Origin of the sequence: Marinomonas sp. MED121, from assembly GCF_000153025.1 — a bacterium.
In the GTDB taxonomy this organism is placed as follows: domain Bacteria; phylum Pseudomonadota; class Gammaproteobacteria; order Pseudomonadales; family Marinomonadaceae; genus Marinomonas.
In genome coordinates this window covers 234,541-255,216 of sequence record NZ_CH672429.1, presented here as the reverse complement: position 1 = coordinate 255,216, position 20,676 = coordinate 234,541, and the positions used below count along the sequence as shown (strand labels likewise).

The window sequence follows — 20,676 nt, the reverse complement described above, 5'->3', positions numbered from 1 at the left end:
ACTATGATAAGAGTTTAGGCAGTCATTTTATATTAAAAAAAGAGCGGGAGTTTTTTTATGTTAGGCGAAAACCATTTACTGACGACAGATTTTCCAGAATTCAAAGAGATGATCCAAACCTTGTGTGAACAGGATAACCAATTTAAACAAGAGAACAGCCGCTATAGTTTACTCGATAAAGAAATACGTGAGCTTGAGCTAAGTAACACCCCGATTAGCGATGACGAAATGCACAAGTTAAAGCATGATAGAAGTGTTCTTAAAGATGCGCTCTATGCACGCCTTAAACAGATGCCTGCTTAATCAATGCCTGTTTAATCAATGTATGTGAATCAATGTCTGTTTAAATCAGAGCATGTATAAAAGCGTAAAAACAAAAAGAAGAGCCTAGCTCTTCTTTTTTGATTAAGCTCAGCCATTAGGATTTAGGCAAAAAACCTGCCGCTTGTAAATGCGCTGTCATTTTATCAAACATAAGCTGTAGGCCGTTCATTGGGCGCAGCATCACTTCAAAATGAACAATTTGTCCTTGTTCATTCCAACGAATTAAATCTATGCCTTTAATCTTCTTATCATCAACGCGAGCACTGAATTCAAGTGCAAGGTTGTTCTCATCAACCCATTGTCTTTGATATTCAAAGTCCTCAAAGATATCCAATACCATCTTTAAAATGTATTGCGTAATATCTCTGCCTTTTTTAGGGGCCCAAAGGGTTGGAGAGTGGAACTCAACGTCTTCAGCTAACAATTCTCTTAGCAGTGACATGTCTTTGTTATGTACAACCTGATGCCACTTTTCTAGGTTTTCCTGGCTCATCATTTATCCTTGTTATTATTTTATTTGTATCAAACTTATACTTAACCCTGATATTACTTCGCGCTTAAGCAAGCGGCTCTGTAACTGGGCATAATTCGGCAAAATTAGTGTCGCGTTTTTGGGTTTTCGCCATAAAAGATTCCATCATGTCGGTTTCAGGTTGAAACATACCCGCTTGCCAAAGTGCCATTTGTTTCAGGCTTTCATCCACACTGTGATCACGGCTGTAATTGATCATCTCTTTGCAGCCAGTCACAGCAAGCGGAGAGCGTTGGGCTATCTCAGCAGCGAGTTCTAATACCCCAGCGACCATGCTTTCTTGATCATCAAACACACGATTAACCAGCCCTGCGTCTCTGGCTTCTTCACCATACATACGTCGACCTGTGTAAGCTAATTCACGCACTAATCCCAGTGGCATCAAACTAGGTAAGCGCTGTAAGCTGCCCACATCGGCTGTCATACCTAGCTTGGTTTCTTCAATGCTAAAAAACGCATCCTTGGTGCAATATCGACAATCTGCTGCTGCCGCCAAATCTAATGCGCCACCAATACAGCCACCTTGTACTGCCACTAACACTGGCATACGAATATCTTCTAGAACGCTCAAGCAAGCTTGCAGCTGCATGACGGTACGGCGTAGGTTTTCATGCTTACGACCAAGCTCCATTTTTTTGCGTTTAGCGCCAGTGAAAACCGATAAATCCATTCCCGCACTAAAGTGTTTACCGCTTGAAGAGATCACCACAACACGGGCTAACACATCATCATTAATTCTATTCATCAGTTCTGGTAGCTCACGCCAAAAATCAGCATTCATGGTGTTTAGCTCATCAGGTCTGGTAAATTGCACATGAGCAACTTGGTTCTGAATTTCAACCTTCATTGTTTTATAAATAAGGGTGTTATCGTCTTGATCACTCATGGTAAATCCTTAATCAGAGGGCGCGAGCCAGAAAAATAAGTCATAAAAAAGCCAGAGTTGAGGCTTGTTTCTCTTTTGTGTGTTTTAAACTATAGATGTATTTTGACACTGTCAAGATTCAATTTTTAGATAATGATTTAACGCTCCATAAACAGTGCTGATTTCTTAAAGGCTGTTTGAATGGATTCTATGAGATAAGAAAGTCGTGAAATCCTACGAACTAAATAGACAGCTAAATGAACGGCAAAAGGGTGGTTTCACTGACGGCTAAGCTTAGGGTTAAGCTTAAATAGGGCTTTATCTGTTTAGATTTAGCCCGTTAGCCTGTGCAAGGCTTGATAAGTGCAAATTACTCAGTCAGAGTACTCGCCAAATGACTGGCATTTTTGCAGACCATGCCATAAATCGATAGCTGTGGATTCGCGCCAATGCTGGTGGGAAACACAGAGCCATCAAATACATAAAGGTTATCTAAATAATGGTATTTCCCTAAGCTATTGACCAAACATTTATCCAGGTCTTCACCCATGGAAAGCCCACCCATCACATGGGCGCTACCCACAAGCGGACGACAATCAATATAGTCAAACCTCTTAATTGCCTGCTCACATTCGGACCAAGAGGTATACCAATCACTGTCAATGTGCGCGAGTTTTACCGCCTTAGCGCCTGCTGCAAACTGAAGCTTAGCCATGTTGAAATGAGCCTCTTTGATGCCCTGCCAAAGGTAATCATTGATAGGGTAATCAATAATCGGGCTGCCATCTTCAGCAAGTTCAATCGAACCGCCGACACTCTCTTGATTAAAACCATCTCGCATTAAGGCAATCATGGCATGAAGGTGTGGTAGAGATTGCATATCTTGCACATGTTCAGCCCCATGGCCGAGCAAAAGAGCCGAGGTTAAACTGGGGTGAAGGGGAGGGACTTCTAACTTGTAGCCGACTTTTCCTGTCACATCTTGCCATTGGTAATGGTCAGAATAAACCGATTGCGGCGCCCCATAATAAGGGGCAATTGCCTGATCAAATTTAGCAAACGAAAAGGCCACAGGATGCAAAAAAGTACGCTTACCAATCAGGTTTTCTGGGTCTGGCGCATCAGATCTCAACATCAACGCTGGGCTATTAATGCCACCTGCTGCCATCACAAAAGTGTCAGCCTTTATTTCAAGTTCGCCTACTTTTGTTTTGATTTTAACGCCAATCACTTTTTGCTTTTTATCATCAAAAATGAGCTGCTTGGCAGGGGCGTTATAAATGAGTTGTGTCTCTTTTTCTAACGCCGCAGGAATCGTCGTCACTAACATGGATTGCTTGGCATTCGTAGGACAGCCCGTGCCGCAATAGCCAAGATTCCAACAGCCTAAGACATTACGCGGAATCACCTTCCAAGGGATGCCAAGGGCATCTGCCCCTTTGCTTAGCACCGCATTATTTTCATTGGGAGGCACAGGCCAAGGGTTGATGTTTAACCGTTTCTCCATTTTTTCAAACCAAGGGGCCATTTCACTTTCAGAGCAGTTTTCCAACTGGAACTCATCCTGCCAATGTTTGAGTGTTTGTGACGGGGTACGAAAGCTTGAGGTCCAATTGATCACAGTCGAACCACCCACACAACGCCCTTGTAAAATGGATACACTGCCGTCCTTATTCATTCTGCCAGCATGCTCTTGATAGAGGTTTTTATAAGCCTTACCTTCGTCCATATCAAAATCATTGCTGGTTTTAAGGGGGCCTGCTTCCAGTAAAATGATCGACAAACCTGTTTGGCTAAGCACCTCGGCACTGGTGCCACCACCGGCACCTGAGCCTATGATGACAATATCGGCTTTGAGTGTTTGCGTCTGACTTATTTGGCTTGCATCCAAGGTGCGCCAACCTTGGTTAATCCCTTCTAAAACAGGGTCACTGATACCGCGAATTTCTGCAAAGTTACGTTCTGACATAGTGCTAACCTAATCTAAAAAGGGCTATAAAGAATGGGTAATCGGTGTTGGAATTTTAACTGGTGGCCCTGGGTAACCTACCTCTGCAAAGGTGGCTTTATTGGCATACCAGCTCAAGTTGATCAGCTTACAGATTGAGAGGTAACCCATGCGCTTTAAGGCTAAACGACTGTCACGCCAGCCAATCAAAAAGTGTTCAATCTCCTGCGCACTCGCCTCAGACCAATTCGCCCAAGGTGCACCTGCAATAAAACGTGTTGGCGCAAATCCCATCAAATCAAAAAGCTGTTTTAGCTGTTTTTGATTAAAAGCATTAAAGTGATCAATCACCTCATCTAAGGCGATTAATAAGGTCTCTTGGCTGTCTCTATCTAAGTCTTTTTTGTTAAGCACAAGGGGAAAAAGGGCCGCTAGAAAGTTGGCAGAATCCGCATCCAAAAAGCGAAAGTTTAAATGGGCAAAATCTTCAGGACTTTTGGCTTGAATATGAGGGCTCATGCCTATCAGGCTAGCGGTGAGAGTGAGGCCAATGGACGATGCCAAACCCAGTTTGAGAAAACCACGACGGTTGCTTGTGACAGGCATAAATTCACCTTTTATTATTGTGATCTAATGGCAAATATGACGAGGGCGAGCAATGGGTGTTAAAACCAAAAGCTAACGAATAAAAAAGCGATAAATCAGCTTATGCATTGGGCTTTTGTATGGCGCATAGGCAAATTTAGCGCTATTAAAGTGGCCCTTAATATGCACAGATTTGGCTTTTGAAAAGGTTAAAAACCCTTCATGACCATGATATTGGCCCATGCCAGAATCCCCCACACCACCAAATGGCATATCATCTTGAGCAAGGTGCACCAAGGTATCGTTAATACACACACCACCTGCGTGGCTTTGGGTTAACACTTTTTGTTGCTCGGCTTTATTGTGTCCAAAATAATACAGGGCCAATGGGCGAGGGCGCTGTTTAACATAGTCCAGCGCTTCATCTAAGGAGGTATAAGTGATAATAGGCAAGATGGGTCCAAAGATTTCATCTAAGACAATGGTCATATCTGACTCTGTCTTTTGTACTAATACCGGCGCCATTTTACGGCCTTGGCTTAAATCTTCTTCGGCTGGGTTAATTTCATGGCAAATAGCCCCCTTGTTTTTAGCCTCATCTAACCAACGGGCTAACCTTTGATATTGAGCCTGGTTGATAATGGCGCTGTAATCATCATTATCTTTCAAGCTGGGGTACATCTTGCCAAACACGGCTTTATAGGTATCAATAAATGCCTGCTCACGCTCTTTGGGTACCAAGATATAATCGGGCGCAACACAGGTTTGCCCCGCATTTAAAGACTTACCAAAACACAAGCGCTCACAGGCCTCTTGCATGGGGCTATCAGGGCTAATGATGGCGGGAGATTTACCTCCAAGCTCTAAGGTAACCGGGGTCAGATTTTTAGCCGCGGCCATCATCACATGGCGACCCACAGAGGTGGAGCCTGTAAAAAGTAGATGATCAAATGCTTGCTCAGTAAAGGCAATGGCAGTGGCGGCGTCCCCTTCAATCACAGCGACAGTATCTTGTTTGTAAATGCTATCTAATAACTCAATCAGTACTTTATTAAGGTGTGGGGTAAACTCCGACATCTTAATCATGGCGCGATTCCCAGCACTTAAGGCACCGATTAAAGGCCCCAACGCTAAAAATATAGGGTAGTTCCAAGGCACGATAATGCCGACCACACCCAAAGGTTGATAATGAAGCTGATTCTTAGCTGGCATAAAGAGGAGGCCAACCTTGCGTTTGCTAGGCTTCATCCATTTTTTAACATGCTTAATGGCATAGTTGATGGACTCTATGGTGGGCATCAACTCAGCCAGTAAGGTTTCATCGCGGGAGCGGCAGCTAAAATCTTGATTAATGGCTTGAATCAGAGGCTCTTGAAAGGTAAGTAAGGCACTTTTTAAGGCCTTGAGTTTATGGATGCGCTCTTGATAACTGGGCATTGGGTGTTTGGCATAAGCCAGTTTTTGGGCATCTAGCAGCTTGCGAATAGGCGTACCTGGTGCTGGATCAGTCAGGTGAGAAGAAGGCTCTTTCGCTTGAATATGCATGTTAGGCTCCAAAAAATGGCTTAAAAATAAACAATGAAATCCAGTTTAGAGTAAATACTCTAATTTGCAATACGTATGCTATGATAATCTGATATAACTAAAGTGTATGGTTTAATGGCTCATAGAGCTCATTTAATGTTTATCTTAAGTGCATTTAATGTTTGTCTTAAGCGCAATCAACACTAAATGCCTTTTATCCGCCTTTTAATTGAAAAGGGGAGTACCGAGTTAACAATGAAGACAAGAGATCGTATTTTAACTGCTGCGCTAGCCCTATTTAATGAGGAGGGTGAGCATAAGGTGAGCACCAATCATCTGGCGGCCCATATGGGGATGTCGACGGGGAACTTGTATTATCACTTTAAAAATAAACAGGACATCATCTACCAGCTTTTTTTACAGCATGAAGCCCAAATAGAAGCGGCTCTCACCCTTCCAAAAGGTGCGAATGTAGATGATAAAATGACCCTGGAAGATAAATATAGCGTCATGCTCGGGGTGTTTGAAAGCCTGTGGCAGTATCGTTTTATCCACCTCAATTTAAGCCAATTACTCACCACCAACCCCGCTTTACAAGTGCGTTATAAAGCCTTTTATCATACCTGTTTACAAAAACTCGATGCTGTTTATCTTGGCTTAAATGAGGCGGGCATTATTAAGATAACGCCAATGCAGCGACGAGGTTTAGTGACCAATACCTGGATCAATGTCACCGGCTGGTTTGCCTTCTTGCAATCTTGTGTTTTAGAAGAGGGGCAAAGCATTAGCAAACACATGGTAGAAGGGGGCATGCATCAGGTGCTCCAACTAGAAAGCCCCTATGTGTCACCTGAGTATCAACAAGAGATTCAAGCCCTGATGCAAAATTATCACATTGGTTTAATTGATGCTGAATGAGCAATTCCTTAACGGTTTCACTCACTCATTAATCGGTTGCTAGATCGCCTGATACATTGCCTGATAAGTTGTCTGATAGATTGCCTAATAAATTGCCTAATAAATAAACTCACCAATTGACCTGAACATCCATCTGCTGCTCGCTTTCATGGATTAATAACTGCCAATTTTGCTTTTGCGTTACCTTATTCACCAAATGCAAACCCAGCCCAAAACCTTGATTCTGAGAATGTGATGAGGCTTCTTTATAAATCGGATTGGAAATAGAAAACCCCGACTTGGTATGGTGCAAAATAATCTTCCCCCCCGAGCTATTTTCAAAAGCATTACGGATCAAGTTACTCACCACCACATCCACCAGAGCACGGGCTTCATCAATCAAGATATTGTCGCGTTTAAACACCACCTCAATGGCTTTATTAGTGATTAAATGCTCTAACTGCATAAGATGAAACTCTATCAACTCAGAGACATTAAACTCGCTGGTTTGCAGACTTTTCTCTTCTTTTGATAGCCATAAAAGCGCTTGGGTTAACTGGGTCATCTGCTGATAGCAGCGCTTAATTTGTAATAACTGACTTTCAAAACTAATGCCTTTGGTTTGACGCAAATTAATCACATGCAAGGCACTGCCTATGGTTGCCAAAGGGCTTCTTAACTCGTGGCTGGCATTTTGTAAAAAATGCTTCTCACGGTTTTGTTGTTGACGAATATTATGTAATGAATGATTTAACGCTCGTGCCACATCGCCAATCTCATCAATGCGATTAGCCAAGGTATCGGGAATGGCACTATTACCTACCTCGTTTTGCTTGGCAAATTCCGCTAAGGAGTTAAGGGGTTTAATCACATTTTTAGTCAGCAAATAAGCAATCAGTAACATCAAAAATAACGTCGCTAAAATGTATAAGAGCAAGCCTTCATTAATGCCTTGGGTTGCATCAGGCAGGTCTTTTTTATCCACTTCCAATAAATAGTAGAGAATACGATTTTGGCTATTACGATAGGGCAGCAGCGCACTTAAGGTATGCTCATCCAAATAGCTCATGCTAATTTCATTTTCATTGAGATTGGCTAGATCAAACTTCACCCTGGCGGTTTTTGGGGCTAACGACCAGTTTAAATACAAGCTCAAGCGGCCTAAATACGGGCTAGTTAATTGGCTATCGGCGCCGCTATCTTGTTTTTTTGCTAATGCTTTTAAGCTGATTTCAATCGCATTTTCAGTGGCGTTTTTTTGAATGGATTCATGGACAAAGGCCCCAAATGCTAAAATGATGGCAAATGAAATTACCAGATATACACTAAAGAGTGTTCTTAAACTATGCGCTGGCTTTAACATGACGTCTCCCTAGCACAACCCCTTGGCCTCGAATCGTATGCAATAAGGGGCAATCAAATGACTTATCAATCGCTTGTCGTAAACGATAAAGGTGCACCTTGGTGACATCGGTTTCTGGGGTACCATTATGCCGCCAAAGGTGCTGCTCTATTTGCTCCTTACTCACCAGACTGGGGCTTTTTCGCATTAAAAATACTAATAGCTCCCAACAAGTGGGGGATAAAAAGATAGGCTTACCCGCCCGAGATACCGTATGGGTTTTAAGGTCTACTTGAAGGTCCTCCACCACCAGACGAGAAGGGTTGATACGTTGCTTTTCCGATAAGGAGCGGATTCTGGCAACTAGCTCCAGCATTTCAAAGGGTTTCACCAAATAATCGTCAGCCCCCACACTAAAGCCTGTGACCTTATCTTCAATGTGACCTAAAGCCGTTAATAATAAGATGGGGGTGGTAACGTCTAACGCGCGCAATTTTCTACAAATAGTAATGCCATCCATAGCAGGCATTAAAATGTCAGAGATAATGACATCGAACTGATAAAGCTGAGCGAGGCTGAGTGCTTGAATACCATTTTTAGCGTAATCACACTCAATGTTAAATTCCTTTAAGCTCTCAATGATATTGGCAGCTAAAGCAGTGTTGTCTTCAACAATTAAGACGAGCAAAGGCGTTTGTTTAAATTGTTCTAACATTTATCATCATATCCATATCGAGTTACCTGCACTCTATCAATATGAAAGTAAATGCTAGGTAAACGTGGTTTTAAAATGAATTTAATTTATTGAATTTACAAAACTAAAAATCACTTTAAGATCAATAAGTAACCAGCGGGCATCTTGCTGGAAAACGTAAAAAATAAAAGCATAACGAATGCGAATAATACCTATTCATACATAAGTTTTTGCTCATATACTAAATTAAAAACACCTTGTAACTTAAAGTATTAAGTAAAACAAATGTTAGTAAAAACAATAAAGTAGCCACAATGCTAGAGGAAAATGAGGGGATATTCAGTTTTTAAAGGTTTTTTGTAAAAATGCTGATTATGAGGGGGCAAAAAGCCCTTTTTTTGGCTTGAAAACCTGTGTCATTAAAAATTAATTTTTAAAAGATAAAAAAATGAAAAAAGAGCCCTGTAAAATGAGCTCAAATGAAATGAAAGAATAAAAGGGAAAAGCGGTAAGAAAAGTGGCTATAAACTAAAAAACGCTAAATAAGACCAAATGCCATGAAAACGACTCTTTAAAGAAGAGCTTAAATACGTTCTTTAAAAAAGAGTCTCCTGTACAAATCTCGCTTGCTCTAAATCCAGCAAACGTTTTTTTAGGGGCAAGCCGCCAGCATAACCCACCAGCTCCCCCTTAGAACCAATAATACGATGACAAGGCACGATAATCGAAATGGCATTAGCCCCATTGGCACTGGCCACCGCACGAATCGCTTTTTCATTATTTAAGCGCTTAGATAATTCCAAATAGCTTGCCGTCTCACCATAGGGCACATCTAATAATGCGCGCCATACACCTTGCTGGAATTCGCTACCCACTAACAAGAGGGGTAAATCAAATGTTTTACGCTCACCTAAAAAGTAGGCTTCAAGTTGCACCTTGGTTTGTTCAAATACCGGCACCTGTGTCGAGGTATCTGCTATCTCAACATAATCCGCTTTGAGCAAACGCTGCAATCTTGCATCCACCGCATCGCGAGATTTACGGTAGCGGTAGTCCAACATACAAAGCTCACCCTCATAAGCCCCCAAGATAAACTCAGCATAATTGGTTTTGTAATATTGGATGAGGATAGGGGAGTTGGGCTGTGGCATTGAGTTTCCTTGAGTGCATTATCTAAAAATGAGAAATTGCGGTACGGCTAAAATAACAAATAAATTACTGTTTGAACATACAGTGTTTTTATCAGCTTCAGTGGCTTAGCCTCATCAATAAAAAATGCCATCCTGCAATTAAGGAACCTGCGATTAAGTCACCTCTTCTCAGTCTTATCAGAAAAAGTATCACGCAAGGCGTTACTTTGACGTAATGTAGGTACCTTTCGAGAAGTGACAACACAGGGTGTTACTTTTTCTGAAAGACCCGAAGGGCGTGGTCTAAAAGCGCTATCTTTACATTGAGGACCTTATCAATAGAATCACTATTAAGTTGCGCTCCTCGCCATAAATCTAGCGGCTTTTATCCACACGCTGAGGCGGGAGGACTTATTCGTAGGTTCCTTAAGCAGGATGGCACTTCTTTCATCAAGAGATAATAAGAGCTTATAAAAAGTTAATAAAGAGCGAATAAAACGCTTTTTAAACGCCCAACTAAAAGTCCCGATTGTTCACTTCAATCAACTCAAGGATCAATTGCTTCTTCTCGCCCACAAAATCCATGCCCACTACACCCGAGACTTGCGACATAATCTGATCCGCCACAGGCAAGGCTTTTTTCACCCCATAGGTTTGCTGGTACATGATCTGATACCAAGAATCCACCAAGGCATTGAGCTTTAACACAAAGGACTGATTAATCTCTTTCACCCCTTGGTGCTTTTCTATGTCTTTCACGCTTTTATAAAAGCCTAACCAGCGGCTTTTCTGGGGAACCCTCAGCATATTACTCACATGATGAATTTGCCCTCCGGGGCGAATCAAGCTCCCGGTCGCCACCACAATCAGCCCCTCAATCAATAACCCTGGGGCATTCATTAGGATATTCTTAGTGCCGGTTTGTACACAGGGGATATTCAAAGACATCACCTTGAGAATCTCCTCTTTTTCCGTAGGCGCTTGAGCAACCATCTTATTTAAGTGTTCATCATGTTTTTTCAAAGAATGCTTGTTAGAAAAGCCCCCAAGCTTGTGTTTGCCATAATCCCCAAAGGTATCCACCACATTGCCCCATTTTAACCTGTGTTTGTCCTTGGCCTTATGGAAGATACAAATCACCTTGCCCTGATTGATGCACTCACCAACCCCTTTATGCCAATAATCTTTGGTGGGCATCAGGTTTTTAGCAAAGCTATTCGCAATCTCCTTAACAATAGGGAAGGCGTTACCACTGTAAACAAACTTGACTATGATGGGCTCTTTGCGACAGCTTGAGAGAATAAAGAGCCTGCGGATCTCCTGTTTTGCATCAAACTGATTAAAAGTGATCTTGCCATGAAAGCCGTAAAGCTTGCCTTTTACCTCTTTAACCCGAATATCAAAGTAGCGAATCCCCGCCTTAAATTGATCCACCAAAGAGAGGCTTTGAGTGACAGTGCCGCCGCGTACAAAGGTGGCAATATTGCGGGTAAAAAAGCTGCCTTTATAAGCAAAGGTCATGGCATCGTGGGCGCCAGGTAAGGTGTAAGTCGCCAAAGGTCGATCTGCCAATACCCCACCACGGCTGGCCAAATGCTTAATCCAGTTCCCTAAATGGCCTGTGCTCACCGCTTGGGTACGGTTTAAAAAACGAGGCCCTTGAAAGCCAATATTCAAATTACTTCCCATGGGTAATTTAGGCTCAACCACCTTGCCTTGAGTGCTCGTTCCCAGTTGACTCAATACCTTCACTAAATCCTCTTTCATCTCTATTTACCTTTGTAAGCCATGTCAGTGTTATCTCATTTCAGTTCGTTCCAAAAAAAACGTTGTTGATGCTTTTAAACAAAAGGATGCAATGTCTGGCACTTGGGCTATAGGGGAAATCGATTGAAGGGAGGAGAGGGGTCTTGTTTGCGGGATTTAAGCGGGGGTTGTATTCGTTTTTAAAGAGTTTTTTAGATAGCTCTTTAGATAGCTTTTAGTGATCAAGCTAGAGTGAGGTTCATTTTTTGAAACCCTCAAATAAATCTTCTGGGACAGTCACTTAGTGTCATTGAAATGTGGAGGAGAGGGGCGTATAAAGGGGGTTATACCTAGTTAAAATGAAGCTCGCTTACTTTTATATCCTTTTTGATTCAAAGTAATTTGAAGAAAGTAACGATCAGGTTGAATCAAGGAAAGAGTGTATGGATAAGCTAGAAGCGCTTAAATCAAAACTGCAGGATTTTGCAGATGTGAGAGATTGGGATCAATTCCATTCTCCGAAAAACCTTTCTATGGCATTGAGTGTCGAAGCCTCAGAGCTGGTTGAGTGCTTTCAATGGCTTACCGAAGCACAATCTCAAAACCTTACCCCAGAGCAAAAACAAGCTGTTGTTGATGAAATTGCAGACGTTCAAGTTTATTTATTACGTCTAGCAACCAAACTCGATATCAACATCCTAGACGCTGTAGAGCAGAAAATGCTCAAGAATGAAGCCAAATATCCAGCTGATCTAGTGAAGGGCAGTGCTAAGAAATATACAGAGTATGATCAGACAGAACTGAAGAAGAGTGAGGATTAATGAGCGATTCTTCCTTTAAAATTGAGCGGTACAGCTTTTGTGATAATGGTGTAATGGATCTTCAAAATAACCATTTTGCTAAAAACCAGTGGCCAGTAGTTTATTTATTGAGTGGAGGTAAGAAAAAGAAAAAACTGGCTTACATTGGTGAAAGCACCAATGTTACCTCTCGGATGAAAGCTCACCTTAGCCATGTAGAAAAAAGTGAGCTAAATAGCTTACAACTAATTAGTAGTGATAAGTTTAATAAATCTGCTGCACTGGACATAGAATCGAAGCTTATTCGATACATTGCAGCAGATGGTCAATTCGATTTGATCAACAGCAACCTTGGTATTGCTAACCATAATTATTATCAAAAAAATGAAGTCTATAACAATATATTTGAAGGTATATGGGATGACCTTCGCGCTAAAGGTATAGTTATACATTCGCTACCCTCTTTGAATAACTCTGATATTTTTAAGTACTCTCCTTATAAATCTTTGTCGATAGAGCAAGAACAAGGTGTTATCAATATTCTTAGATGTTTACTTGATAATGACCATGATACTGTGATTGCTGAAGGTGGTGCAGGTACTGGTAAAACCATTCTCGCTATTTATTTGTTTAAGCTACTGCTATCAGAAGAACCTATATATGCAGATGAGGTAGAAGATTCTAGTACATCCATTCTTAAATCACTTGTAGGTGCATTTAAAAAGAAGTATCCAGATCCAAAGATTGCCTTAGTGATTCCCATGTCATCTTTTCGTAACACTTTGAAAAAAGCATTTCGAAATATTAAAGGGTTAAAAGCTGCAATGGTTATGTCACCATCTGAGGCAGTAAAGTCAGAGCTAGACTTAATTGTGGTAGATGAGTCACATCGCCTTAGAAGAAGAGTGAATTTAGGAACATACTTTGGTGGCTTTGATAAAACTTGTAAGCGTCTTGAACTAGATAAACATACCTGTAGTGAACTTGATTGGGTGCTTATGCAGTCAAAAAAGACAGTGTTGTTTTATGATGAAATGCAATCAATCAAACCATCAGATGTTTTACACGAAGATTTTTATAAACTTAAGCAAAACAAAAAAACAAAAACTACCGAATTGAAGTCCCAGTTTAGGTCTAGAGGCGGAAACCAGTATTCAGCATTTATTGATCAGTTATTTAAGTTGAAGCTAGATCACAATGCAGTCTTTAGTCATAAAGGCTATGAGCTGCTTATGTTTGAATCATTACCAGATATGATTTGTGCGGTAAAGGAGTGTGAAAAGCACTATGGTTTAGCTAGGTTGGTTGCAGGATTCGCATGGCCATGGAAATCAAATAATGATAAATCGGTTTATGACATTAATATTGGTGATGTAAGTCTGAAGTGGAATTCAACTAATTTAGATTGGATTAATAAAAAGGGTGCCATAGATGAGGTAGGCTGCATACATACTACTCAAGGTTATGATCTAAATTACACCGGAGTCATATTAGGCCCAGAGATTTCATTTGATCCAATCAAAAATGAAATTGTCATTATTGAAAAAAACTACTTTGATAAAAACGGTAAGCAATCAATAAAGGACCCCGCTCAACTTAAGAGCTATATAATTAATATTTATAAAACCATTCTGCTAAGAGCTATTCGTGGTACCTATTTATATGCATGCGATCCAGAGTTAAGAAAGTACTTATCGCGACATATAGCGGTAATTTCAGGTGAGAAAGCAATGAAAATTAGGAAACCTGAAGTAATGCCTATTCATAAAGTTAAACCATTCGTCAATGCCATTCCTTTGTACGATATTAAAGCAGCTGCAGGAGGTTTTAGTTCTCAGCAAAGTATAGGAGACCTTGATTGGATTGCCTTACCAGATAATATTCAACCATCAGAGGGATTATTTGCCTGTTATGTGGTGGGTGAATCAATGAGCAAAGTGGTGCCCGATGGATCTATTTGTCTGTTCAAAGCCAATCCCGGTGGCAGTCGTAATGGCAAGATTGTTCTTGTTCAACATCACAGTATTGAAGACCCAGATCATGGCGGCACCTATACGGTGAAAAGGTATGGGAGTGAGAAGGTTGTTGAAGATGGTGAGCTCGTAAACCAGAGAATTTTGCTAAAGCCAGAAACCAATGCTTATGGTTACTCGCCGATTGTGATTGAAGAAGGTGAGGAGTTGGTTGTAGTTGGTGAGTTTTTGATGGTTGTTTAGTTTTTTAATATTAGTGGTGATTGGTTTATGAAAATTTTCTACCATGGTCAGGGGGCGTGGAATAGTAGTGAACCTGCAGGTTTACCCTTTGAGCCAAATTTATTAGCGTTACAAGGAAATAACTGGGACGATTACGGAACGAAAACAACGCTAATTGCTAGCCTTTATTTTGAAGGGAAAAGGTTAGATTTTGACTTCCATATTAAGGTTTTAATTGAGGGGAGCAATTATACTGCAGACACTTTGAATCAGTTGAAGGCTTCAGGCAGCTGGGATGGCTTTTTTCCAATACCTAATTGTTATTATGTATCAATGCCATCTGATATTGAATTTTATTCAATTCTGGAGTCTAAACTAGGACTAGAGAATGCTAAAAAATTTCTATTGCAACTGAATGATGCAGGTTTACTAAAAAATATTATTAATGATGAATCTTTTTCAAAATTGCTTAATAGCCAAGAGTTTGCTAACTCCATTTTACGTGAAAGTGGAGCTACAAAATCATATGAGGATGGATGGCGTATTTTTGATGGAAGTACAGTTGAAATTCATAACTTTGAACTCAATTTACTTACAAGAGATAAACGAGTAAAAAAAGTTCCTTTTAAGTTTACATCTCCTCTGCTTCCTTATGAAATTAATGTTCTTATTGGTCCAAATGGAATTGGTAAGTCTTATAGTATCAAGTCTCTAGTTGAATACTGGTTGAAAACAGGTATTGGAGACCTAAAAACACTTGAAAAATTAGGTCATCAGCCTTTTGATAAAACTCCAAATTTTAGGAACTTGATCTTAGTTTCGTATAGCCCATTTGAAGAGTTTGAATTAGATTTAAATAAGTATAATTTACAAGATAAGCACGCTTATAAGTATTTTGGTTTTCGTCAAGAGAGACCCGATGGCTCAATTGGTATCAATAGAAACTTACCTGCCAAACATTCTGCTTTATCAGTCATTAAGGCAATATATGACGATACGAGACTTAATTTCATCACAAGGCGAGTTCAGAAACTGCCTACGATTAATGATGCTCTACGTCATGCTTTTGAATTTGAACATATGGCATTAGAGATAAAAGCCCCATTAAAACTTGGCATCCTATCGCATAATTTAACCATAATTAATGATAAAAAGTATTTGATTTTAGACTCAGGCATCCCCACGTTTGTTACTGAAGATATATTAATTGAAGCAAGTGAATTGGAGAAAGGGGTTGTTTTTCTTAAAGATAAAGCCCTATGCACATTAAGTTCAGGCCAAAGGCTCTTTATGTACATAGCGATTAATGTTGTTGGCGAATTGAAAGAAAATAGCTTAGTGGTTATTGATGAACCAGAGCTGTTTTTACACCCAACCTTAGAAGTTGAATTTGTTTCTTTATTAAAAACTGTTTTAGAGCCGTTTAAGTCAAAGGCTATTCTTGCAACACACTCCTTGGTTGTTGTGAGAGAAGTACCTTCAAAATGTATTCATATTTTTAGAGATGAAGGTTATGGATTAGATGTAGTGTCTCCTCCGTTTGAGACTTTTGGTGCAAGTGTTCAAAAAATTTCATCTTATGTATTCGGGGATAAGTCAGTTACAAAACCATTTGATGACTGGTTGAAAGGGTTGGTAGAGAAAGAGCCTGATGTGGAGAAGTTAATTGAATCTTTAGGTGAAGAAGTTAATGAACAATTAATTATGAAAATTTTACGATTAGGGAGGCAAAGGCATGGTAGCTAAGCTTTCATTACCAAATTATGATTCGATCGATATAGTGAATAATACTATTGCTGAGAGAGTGAAACATCGAGATTTTTTTTATGCTTTAAAAGATGACTGGATTGCTCATATTTTGAGCTATCGTGAGACTGGTGGGGATCCTTGCTTGATAAAGGAATTAACACTTGATACATACATTAGCCAACAAAGAATTGATGATGAAAAATATCAAGCTCCCAAATTTCGTGAAAGTGCAGTTCCATTAGATAGGTTGATTCAACGTAGAAAAAAATCACTCCAAGGACTATATAAGCCAGATGAAGGTAAGGATTTACATCGAATTCTAGGAAGCATGAGAGATAATCACAAACTCCCTTTTTGTCCTTGTTGTGGAGAACCTGGAAAACCGGGAACATTAGATCATTATCTACCTCAGTCTATATATCCAGAGTTCTCGATTGTATTGGAAAACTTGACACCTATGTGTACAGATTGTCAGGAATTGAAAGGCAATAAGGTTAAGGATATAAATGGAAATAAGAAATTCATTCATCCATATTACGACCCTATAGATGAAGTATTGATCGAATTGAATATAAGTCCACCATTTGAAAATCCATCAGCTTTTATCGCTGACGTCCCTCATTGCACTCCAGAGCCTTTAAAGCTACTTGTTAGTCGCCATATTAAAGAAATTGATTTTGTTAATCGTTTTGAAGAGTACTGCAGTAACGAATATTCAGATTTGTTGGCAACACTTGCTGAAGAGAAAGAAGATGAAACTAGAGAGCCTTTAATCAAAACTATAACTCGTTTTTTTAATAAGGCTAGAAAACAATCTGAAAATAGGTGGGAAGCAATTTTTTATCGTGGAGTGTTGAACAATATTGATTTGTTAAATTACTTTGAATATTCGGACTTATCTGAAAATATAAAGAATATTGAGCGATAAAATATCAACTTAATTACCATTGGAATTACCATTGGAATTACCATTGGAATTACCATTGAAATTACCATGGACACCCTTCGTAATTTGACCTGCTTACTTTATATTTCAGGTAAGTCGAACTAACTTTATTGGATTCACTCAAGGATGAGGAATCTAATATGCCTAAACCAAGAAAATCTCTAATAAGCCTTCAAGACACGTCTTACTACCATTGTGTTTCCCGATGCGTTCGACGTGCTTTTCTGAATTTTAACGGGACAGGCACGTCAATTTGCTAATTCCCATTAATTAATTTTTACTTCAACATCGTTAAGGCTAGAGCTCTAAATACAAAAAACATGGATTTTCCAATGTAAATTACCTATTTATGAGCGTTTTTTTCTTTCAGCTATAAAGTGAGTGCTGTTCAGGTGATGTTTTTTTCAATCTCTTTTAAAATGGTTTCTTGATTACTTGTAGGAAATATTAAATTGAGCAAATTTAGAAAAATTACCATGGACACCCTTCGTAATTTGACCAGCTTACTTTATATTTCAGGTAAGTCGAACTAACTTTATTGGATTCACTCAAGGATGAGGAATCTAATATGCCTAAACCAAGAAAATCTCTAATAAGCCTTCAAGACACGTCTTACTACCATTGTGTTTCCCGATGCGTTCGACGTGCTTTTCTATGCGGTGAAGATAAGTTCACAGGCCAAAGTTATGAACACAGAAGAGGTTGGATAGAAGATAAAATGCTCGCCCTAGCTAAGGTGTTTGCTATCGATGTTTGTGCTTATGCGGTGATGAGCAATCACACTCACTTAGTACTTCATGTTAATGAAGAAGAGGCATCAAACTGGGGAGTGAAACAAGTACTTGAGAGGTGGCATCAACTTCATAAAGGGACACAATTCACTGATAAATATCTCCGAGATGAAGCTATGGCTGAGTTTGAGCTAGCCTCTGTCTATGAGAGCTGTGAGAAGTACCGAAAACGTTTAATGGACATTAGTTGGTTTATGCGAGAGCTCAATGAATCTGTAGCTCGTATGGCTAACAATGAAGACAAATGTACAGGGCGATTCTGGGAAGGCAGATTTAAGTCCCAGGCATTGTTAGACGAGGCTGCGCTTTTGTCATGCATGGCATACGTCGATTTGAACCCGGTTCGCGCCAAAATGGAATTAACACCAGAAACGTCCAAACATGCCAGCATCAAAACACGCATTGAAGTGGCAAAAACAAATCAGACGCAACCCAAAAACTTATTTCCTTTTATTGGCTATGAACGGGAAGATCAGCTTCAAGGCTTACCTTTTAAACTTACTGATTACCTTGAATTAGTTGATTTAACGGGTCGGGTGATTCGATCTGATAAACGAGGCGCTTTGGATATCTCACTGGCCCCGATTCTTCAGCGCATAAACCTTACAACAGAGCAATGGTTAGAGGTTTCAACAGGCTTTGAAAAGCATTTTACCACAGCGATTGGGTCTGAGAGGCAATTGGCTAAGTACTGTGAACATACTCATATCAAAAGGCGACCTAATCTAGCTTCATGTAGAAGGCTTTTGTCTTAGTCACGAATTACCATGGACACCCTTCGTAATTTGACCGGCTTACTTTATATTTCAGGTAAGTCGAACTAACTTTATTGGATTCACTCAAGGATGAGGAATCTAATAATGCCAAAGCCACGCAAGTCCTTAATAAGTCTTCAAGATACACCTTACTATCATTGTGTTTCCCGATGCGTTCGTCGTGCTTTTCTCTGTGGAGAAGATAAGTTCACAGGCCAAAGTTATGAGCACAGAAGAGGGTGGGTAGAAGATAAAATGCTAGCCCTAGCTAAGGTGTTTGCTATCGATGTTTGTGCTTATGCGGTGATGAGCAATCACACTCACTTAGTACTTCATGTTAATGAAGATGAGGCAATAAATTGGGATGTGAAGCAAGTACTTGAGAGGTGGCATCAACTTCATAAAGGGACACAATTCACTGATAAATATCTCCGAGATGAAGCTTTGGCTGAGTTTGAGCTAGCCTCTGTCTATGAGAGCTGTGAGAAGTACCGAAAACGTTTAATGGACATTAGTTGGTTTATGCGAGAGCTCAATGAATCTGTAGCGCGTATGGCTAATAATGAAGACAAATGTACAGGGCGATTCTGGGAAGGCAGATTTAAGTCCCAGGCATTGTTAGACGAGGCTGCCCTTGTTGCTTGCATGGCATATGTCGACTTGAATCCAGTCAGAGCGAAAATGGAATTAACACCAGAAACGTCCAAGCACACCAGCATCAAAACCCGCATTGAAGTGGCGAAAACAAATCAGACGCAACCCAAAAATTTATTTCCTTTTATTGGCTATGAACGGGAAGATCAGCCTCAAGGCTTACCTTTTAAACTTACTGATTACCTTGAATTAGTTGATTTAACGGGTCGGGTGATTCGATCTGATAAACGAGGCGCTTTGGATATCTCACTGGCCCCGATTCTTCAGCGGATTAACCTTACAACAGAGCAATGGTTAGAAGTTTCAACAGGCTTTGAAAAGCATTTCACCACAGCGGTAGGGTCTGAGAGGAAATTGGCTAAGTACTGTGAACATACTCATATTAAAAGACGACCTAATCTAGCTGCATGTAGAAGGCTTTTGTCTTAGTTATACAGACTTCACTCACCTAATACTTTCAAATCGTTTACGCGAGATACCTGCTCGACCAAAATGCGAAAAGCTTCAATGAATACTTTAAAGTTAGCCTCCGATTTAAGAGTTCCTTTTTGTTTTCGATCATAAAATGATGAATAAGAATAAAGTGAACAGTGTTCAGGTGTGGTTGTGTTTAATCTCTTTTAGAATGGCTGTCTCGGTATTTTTGATGATGCAACGTATGCTGATTTAGTAGTAGCATTACAAAATCCAACACAAAGCGGTCGAAATTATAGGGCATTTTCAGATTCAAGAAAAAGCTTGGAAGATATGTTTCAGGGGCGTATAGAGTATGACCAAACAAATGCAAAATGGTTATACCGTAAAGGCAATGCAAAATTTTCAATACATAATACTGCCGAAGGTATTAAGAAAATTGCAATCCTTGATATTTTGCTAGGCAATCGTTTCTTAACTCCAGATTCTGTTATTTTCATCGATGAACCTGAATCAGCATTACACCCTACAGCTATAGTTCAGCTTCTTGATATTGTTCAAGCGCTAGCTGACAAAGGCATTCAATTTTTTATCGCTACACATTCTTACTATGTAATAAAAAAGTTAGCAATTATTGCCAATAAATCAGCAGACGTAAATTGTTTCAGTCCCGATAATGAGGGTGTATGGAGCGTTTCATCATTACGTAATGATGGTTTACCTGATAATGAGATTATTAATGAGTCAGTGCGTTTGTTTGAGCAAGAATTTCAGGGAGTTTAACC

18 protein-coding genes are annotated in these 20,676 nt (G+C 40.0%); 9 read left to right on the top strand and 9 right to left on the bottom strand.

The genetic code is table 11. The annotated features are described in order from the left end of the window. Positions 1 to 57: 57 nt before the first annotated feature. Positions 58 to 303, top strand: coding sequence for a YdcH family protein (locus MED121_RS01190; RefSeq protein ID WP_009831750.1), 246 nt, complete (start codon positions 58 to 60; stop codon positions 301 to 303). A gap of 115 nt (positions 304 to 418) precedes the next feature. Here MED121_RS01190 and MED121_RS01185 read toward each other — a convergent pair whose 3' ends face one another. The 5 genes from MED121_RS01185 to MED121_RS01165 all read right to left on the bottom strand — a co-directional run bounded on the left by MED121_RS01185 (position 419) and on the right by MED121_RS01165 (position 5,799). Beyond that, the gene (locus MED121_RS01185; protein WP_036178462.1) at positions 419 to 817 is read right to left on the bottom strand and encodes a nuclear transport factor 2 family protein; all 399 of its coding nucleotides are present in this window, start codon (positions 815 to 817) and stop codon (positions 419 to 421) included. Between the two features lie 64 nt (positions 818 to 881). After that, on the bottom strand, positions 882 to 1,742 hold the full coding sequence (locus MED121_RS01180; RefSeq protein WP_009831748.1) for a crotonase/enoyl-CoA hydratase family protein: 861 nt from the start codon (positions 1,740 to 1,742) through the stop codon (positions 882 to 884). Between the two features lie 349 nt (positions 1,743 to 2,091). After that, positions 2,092 to 3,690 carry a GMC family oxidoreductase gene (locus MED121_RS01175; protein WP_009831747.1) on the bottom strand — a complete coding sequence of 533 codons (1,599 nt, stop codon included), beginning with the start codon at positions 3,688 to 3,690 and terminating at the stop codon, positions 2,092 to 2,094. A 24-nt stretch (positions 3,691 to 3,714) separates the two neighbouring features. Beyond that, positions 3,715 to 4,275, bottom strand: coding sequence for a hypothetical protein (locus MED121_RS01170; protein WP_009831746.1), 561 nt, complete (start codon positions 4,273 to 4,275; stop codon positions 3,715 to 3,717). Positions 4,276 to 4,347: 72 nt separating this feature from the next. Continuing rightward, entirely contained in the window at positions 4,348 to 5,799 is a 1,452-nt protein-coding gene (locus MED121_RS01165; RefSeq protein WP_009831745.1) for a coniferyl aldehyde dehydrogenase, read from the bottom strand. Between the two features lie 234 nt (positions 5,800 to 6,033). Between MED121_RS01165 and MED121_RS01160 the strand changes: the two genes are divergently transcribed. After that, on the top strand, positions 6,034 to 6,696 hold the full coding sequence (locus MED121_RS01160; protein WP_036179054.1) for a TetR/AcrR family transcriptional regulator: 663 nt from the start codon (positions 6,034 to 6,036) through the stop codon (positions 6,694 to 6,696). Positions 6,697 to 6,805: 109 nt separating this feature from the next. Here the strand turns inward: MED121_RS01160 and MED121_RS01155 are convergent, their stop codons facing one another. The 4 genes from MED121_RS01155 to MED121_RS01140 form a co-directional block, all read right to left on the bottom strand. Beyond that, positions 6,806 to 8,038 (bottom strand): HAMP domain-containing sensor histidine kinase, encoded by a 1,233-nt coding sequence (locus tag MED121_RS01155; protein ID WP_036178460.1) that lies wholly within the window; start codon positions 8,036 to 8,038, stop codon positions 6,806 to 6,808. Continuing rightward, the gene (locus MED121_RS01150; RefSeq protein WP_009831742.1) at positions 8,019 to 8,732 is read right to left on the bottom strand and encodes a response regulator transcription factor; all 714 of its coding nucleotides are present in this window, start codon (positions 8,730 to 8,732) and stop codon (positions 8,019 to 8,021) included. Before MED121_RS01150 ends, MED121_RS01155 begins: the two co-directional genes overlap by 20 nt. Before the next feature lie 575 nt (positions 8,733 to 9,307). Continuing rightward, positions 9,308 to 9,862, bottom strand: coding sequence for a methylated-DNA--[protein]-cysteine S-methyltransferase (locus MED121_RS01145; protein ID WP_009831741.1), 555 nt, complete (start codon positions 9,860 to 9,862; stop codon positions 9,308 to 9,310). Between the two features lie 495 nt (positions 9,863 to 10,357). Then, positions 10,358 to 11,608 carry a hypothetical protein gene (locus tag MED121_RS01140; RefSeq protein WP_009831740.1) on the bottom strand — a complete coding sequence of 417 codons (1,251 nt, stop codon included), beginning with the start codon at positions 11,606 to 11,608 and terminating at the stop codon, positions 10,358 to 10,360. Between the two features lie 422 nt (positions 11,609 to 12,030). On the opposite strand from MED121_RS01140, the gene MED121_RS01135 reads away from it, so the two are divergent. The 7 genes from MED121_RS01135 (at position 12,031) to MED121_RS01105 (ending at position 20,674) form a co-directional block, all read left to right on the top strand. Then, positions 12,031 to 12,408 (top strand): nucleotide pyrophosphohydrolase, encoded by a 378-nt coding sequence (locus tag MED121_RS01135; RefSeq protein WP_009831739.1) that lies wholly within the window; start codon positions 12,031 to 12,033, stop codon positions 12,406 to 12,408. Further along, the gene (locus MED121_RS01130; RefSeq protein WP_009831738.1) at positions 12,408 to 14,603 is read left to right on the top strand and encodes a DNA/RNA helicase domain-containing protein; all 2,196 of its coding nucleotides are present in this window, start codon (positions 12,408 to 12,410) and stop codon (positions 14,601 to 14,603) included. Before MED121_RS01135 ends, MED121_RS01130 begins: the two co-directional genes overlap by 1 nt. 27 nt (positions 14,604 to 14,630) lie before the next feature. Continuing rightward, complete coding sequence (locus MED121_RS01125) at positions 14,631 to 16,328, top strand: AAA family ATPase (protein WP_009831737.1); 1,698 nt, start codon at positions 14,631 to 14,633, stop codon at positions 16,326 to 16,328. Next, positions 16,318 to 17,259 carry a hypothetical protein gene (locus MED121_RS01120; protein ID WP_009831736.1) on the top strand — a complete coding sequence of 314 codons (942 nt, stop codon included), beginning with the start codon at positions 16,318 to 16,320 and terminating at the stop codon, positions 17,257 to 17,259. The genes MED121_RS01125 and MED121_RS01120 overlap by 11 nt, the downstream gene beginning before the upstream one ends. A gap of 586 nt (positions 17,260 to 17,845) precedes the next feature. Next, entirely contained in the window at positions 17,846 to 18,823 is a 978-nt protein-coding gene (locus MED121_RS01115) for a transposase (RefSeq protein ID WP_009831735.1), read from the top strand. Between the two features lie 105 nt (positions 18,824 to 18,928). Then, entirely contained in the window at positions 18,929 to 19,906 is a 978-nt protein-coding gene (locus MED121_RS01110; RefSeq protein ID WP_009831734.1) for a transposase, read from the top strand. Between the two features lie 210 nt (positions 19,907 to 20,116). Beyond that, complete coding sequence (locus tag MED121_RS01105; protein ID WP_083789344.1) at positions 20,117 to 20,674, top strand: AAA family ATPase; 558 nt, start codon at positions 20,117 to 20,119, stop codon at positions 20,672 to 20,674. Positions 20,675 to 20,676: the final 2 nt, after the last annotated feature.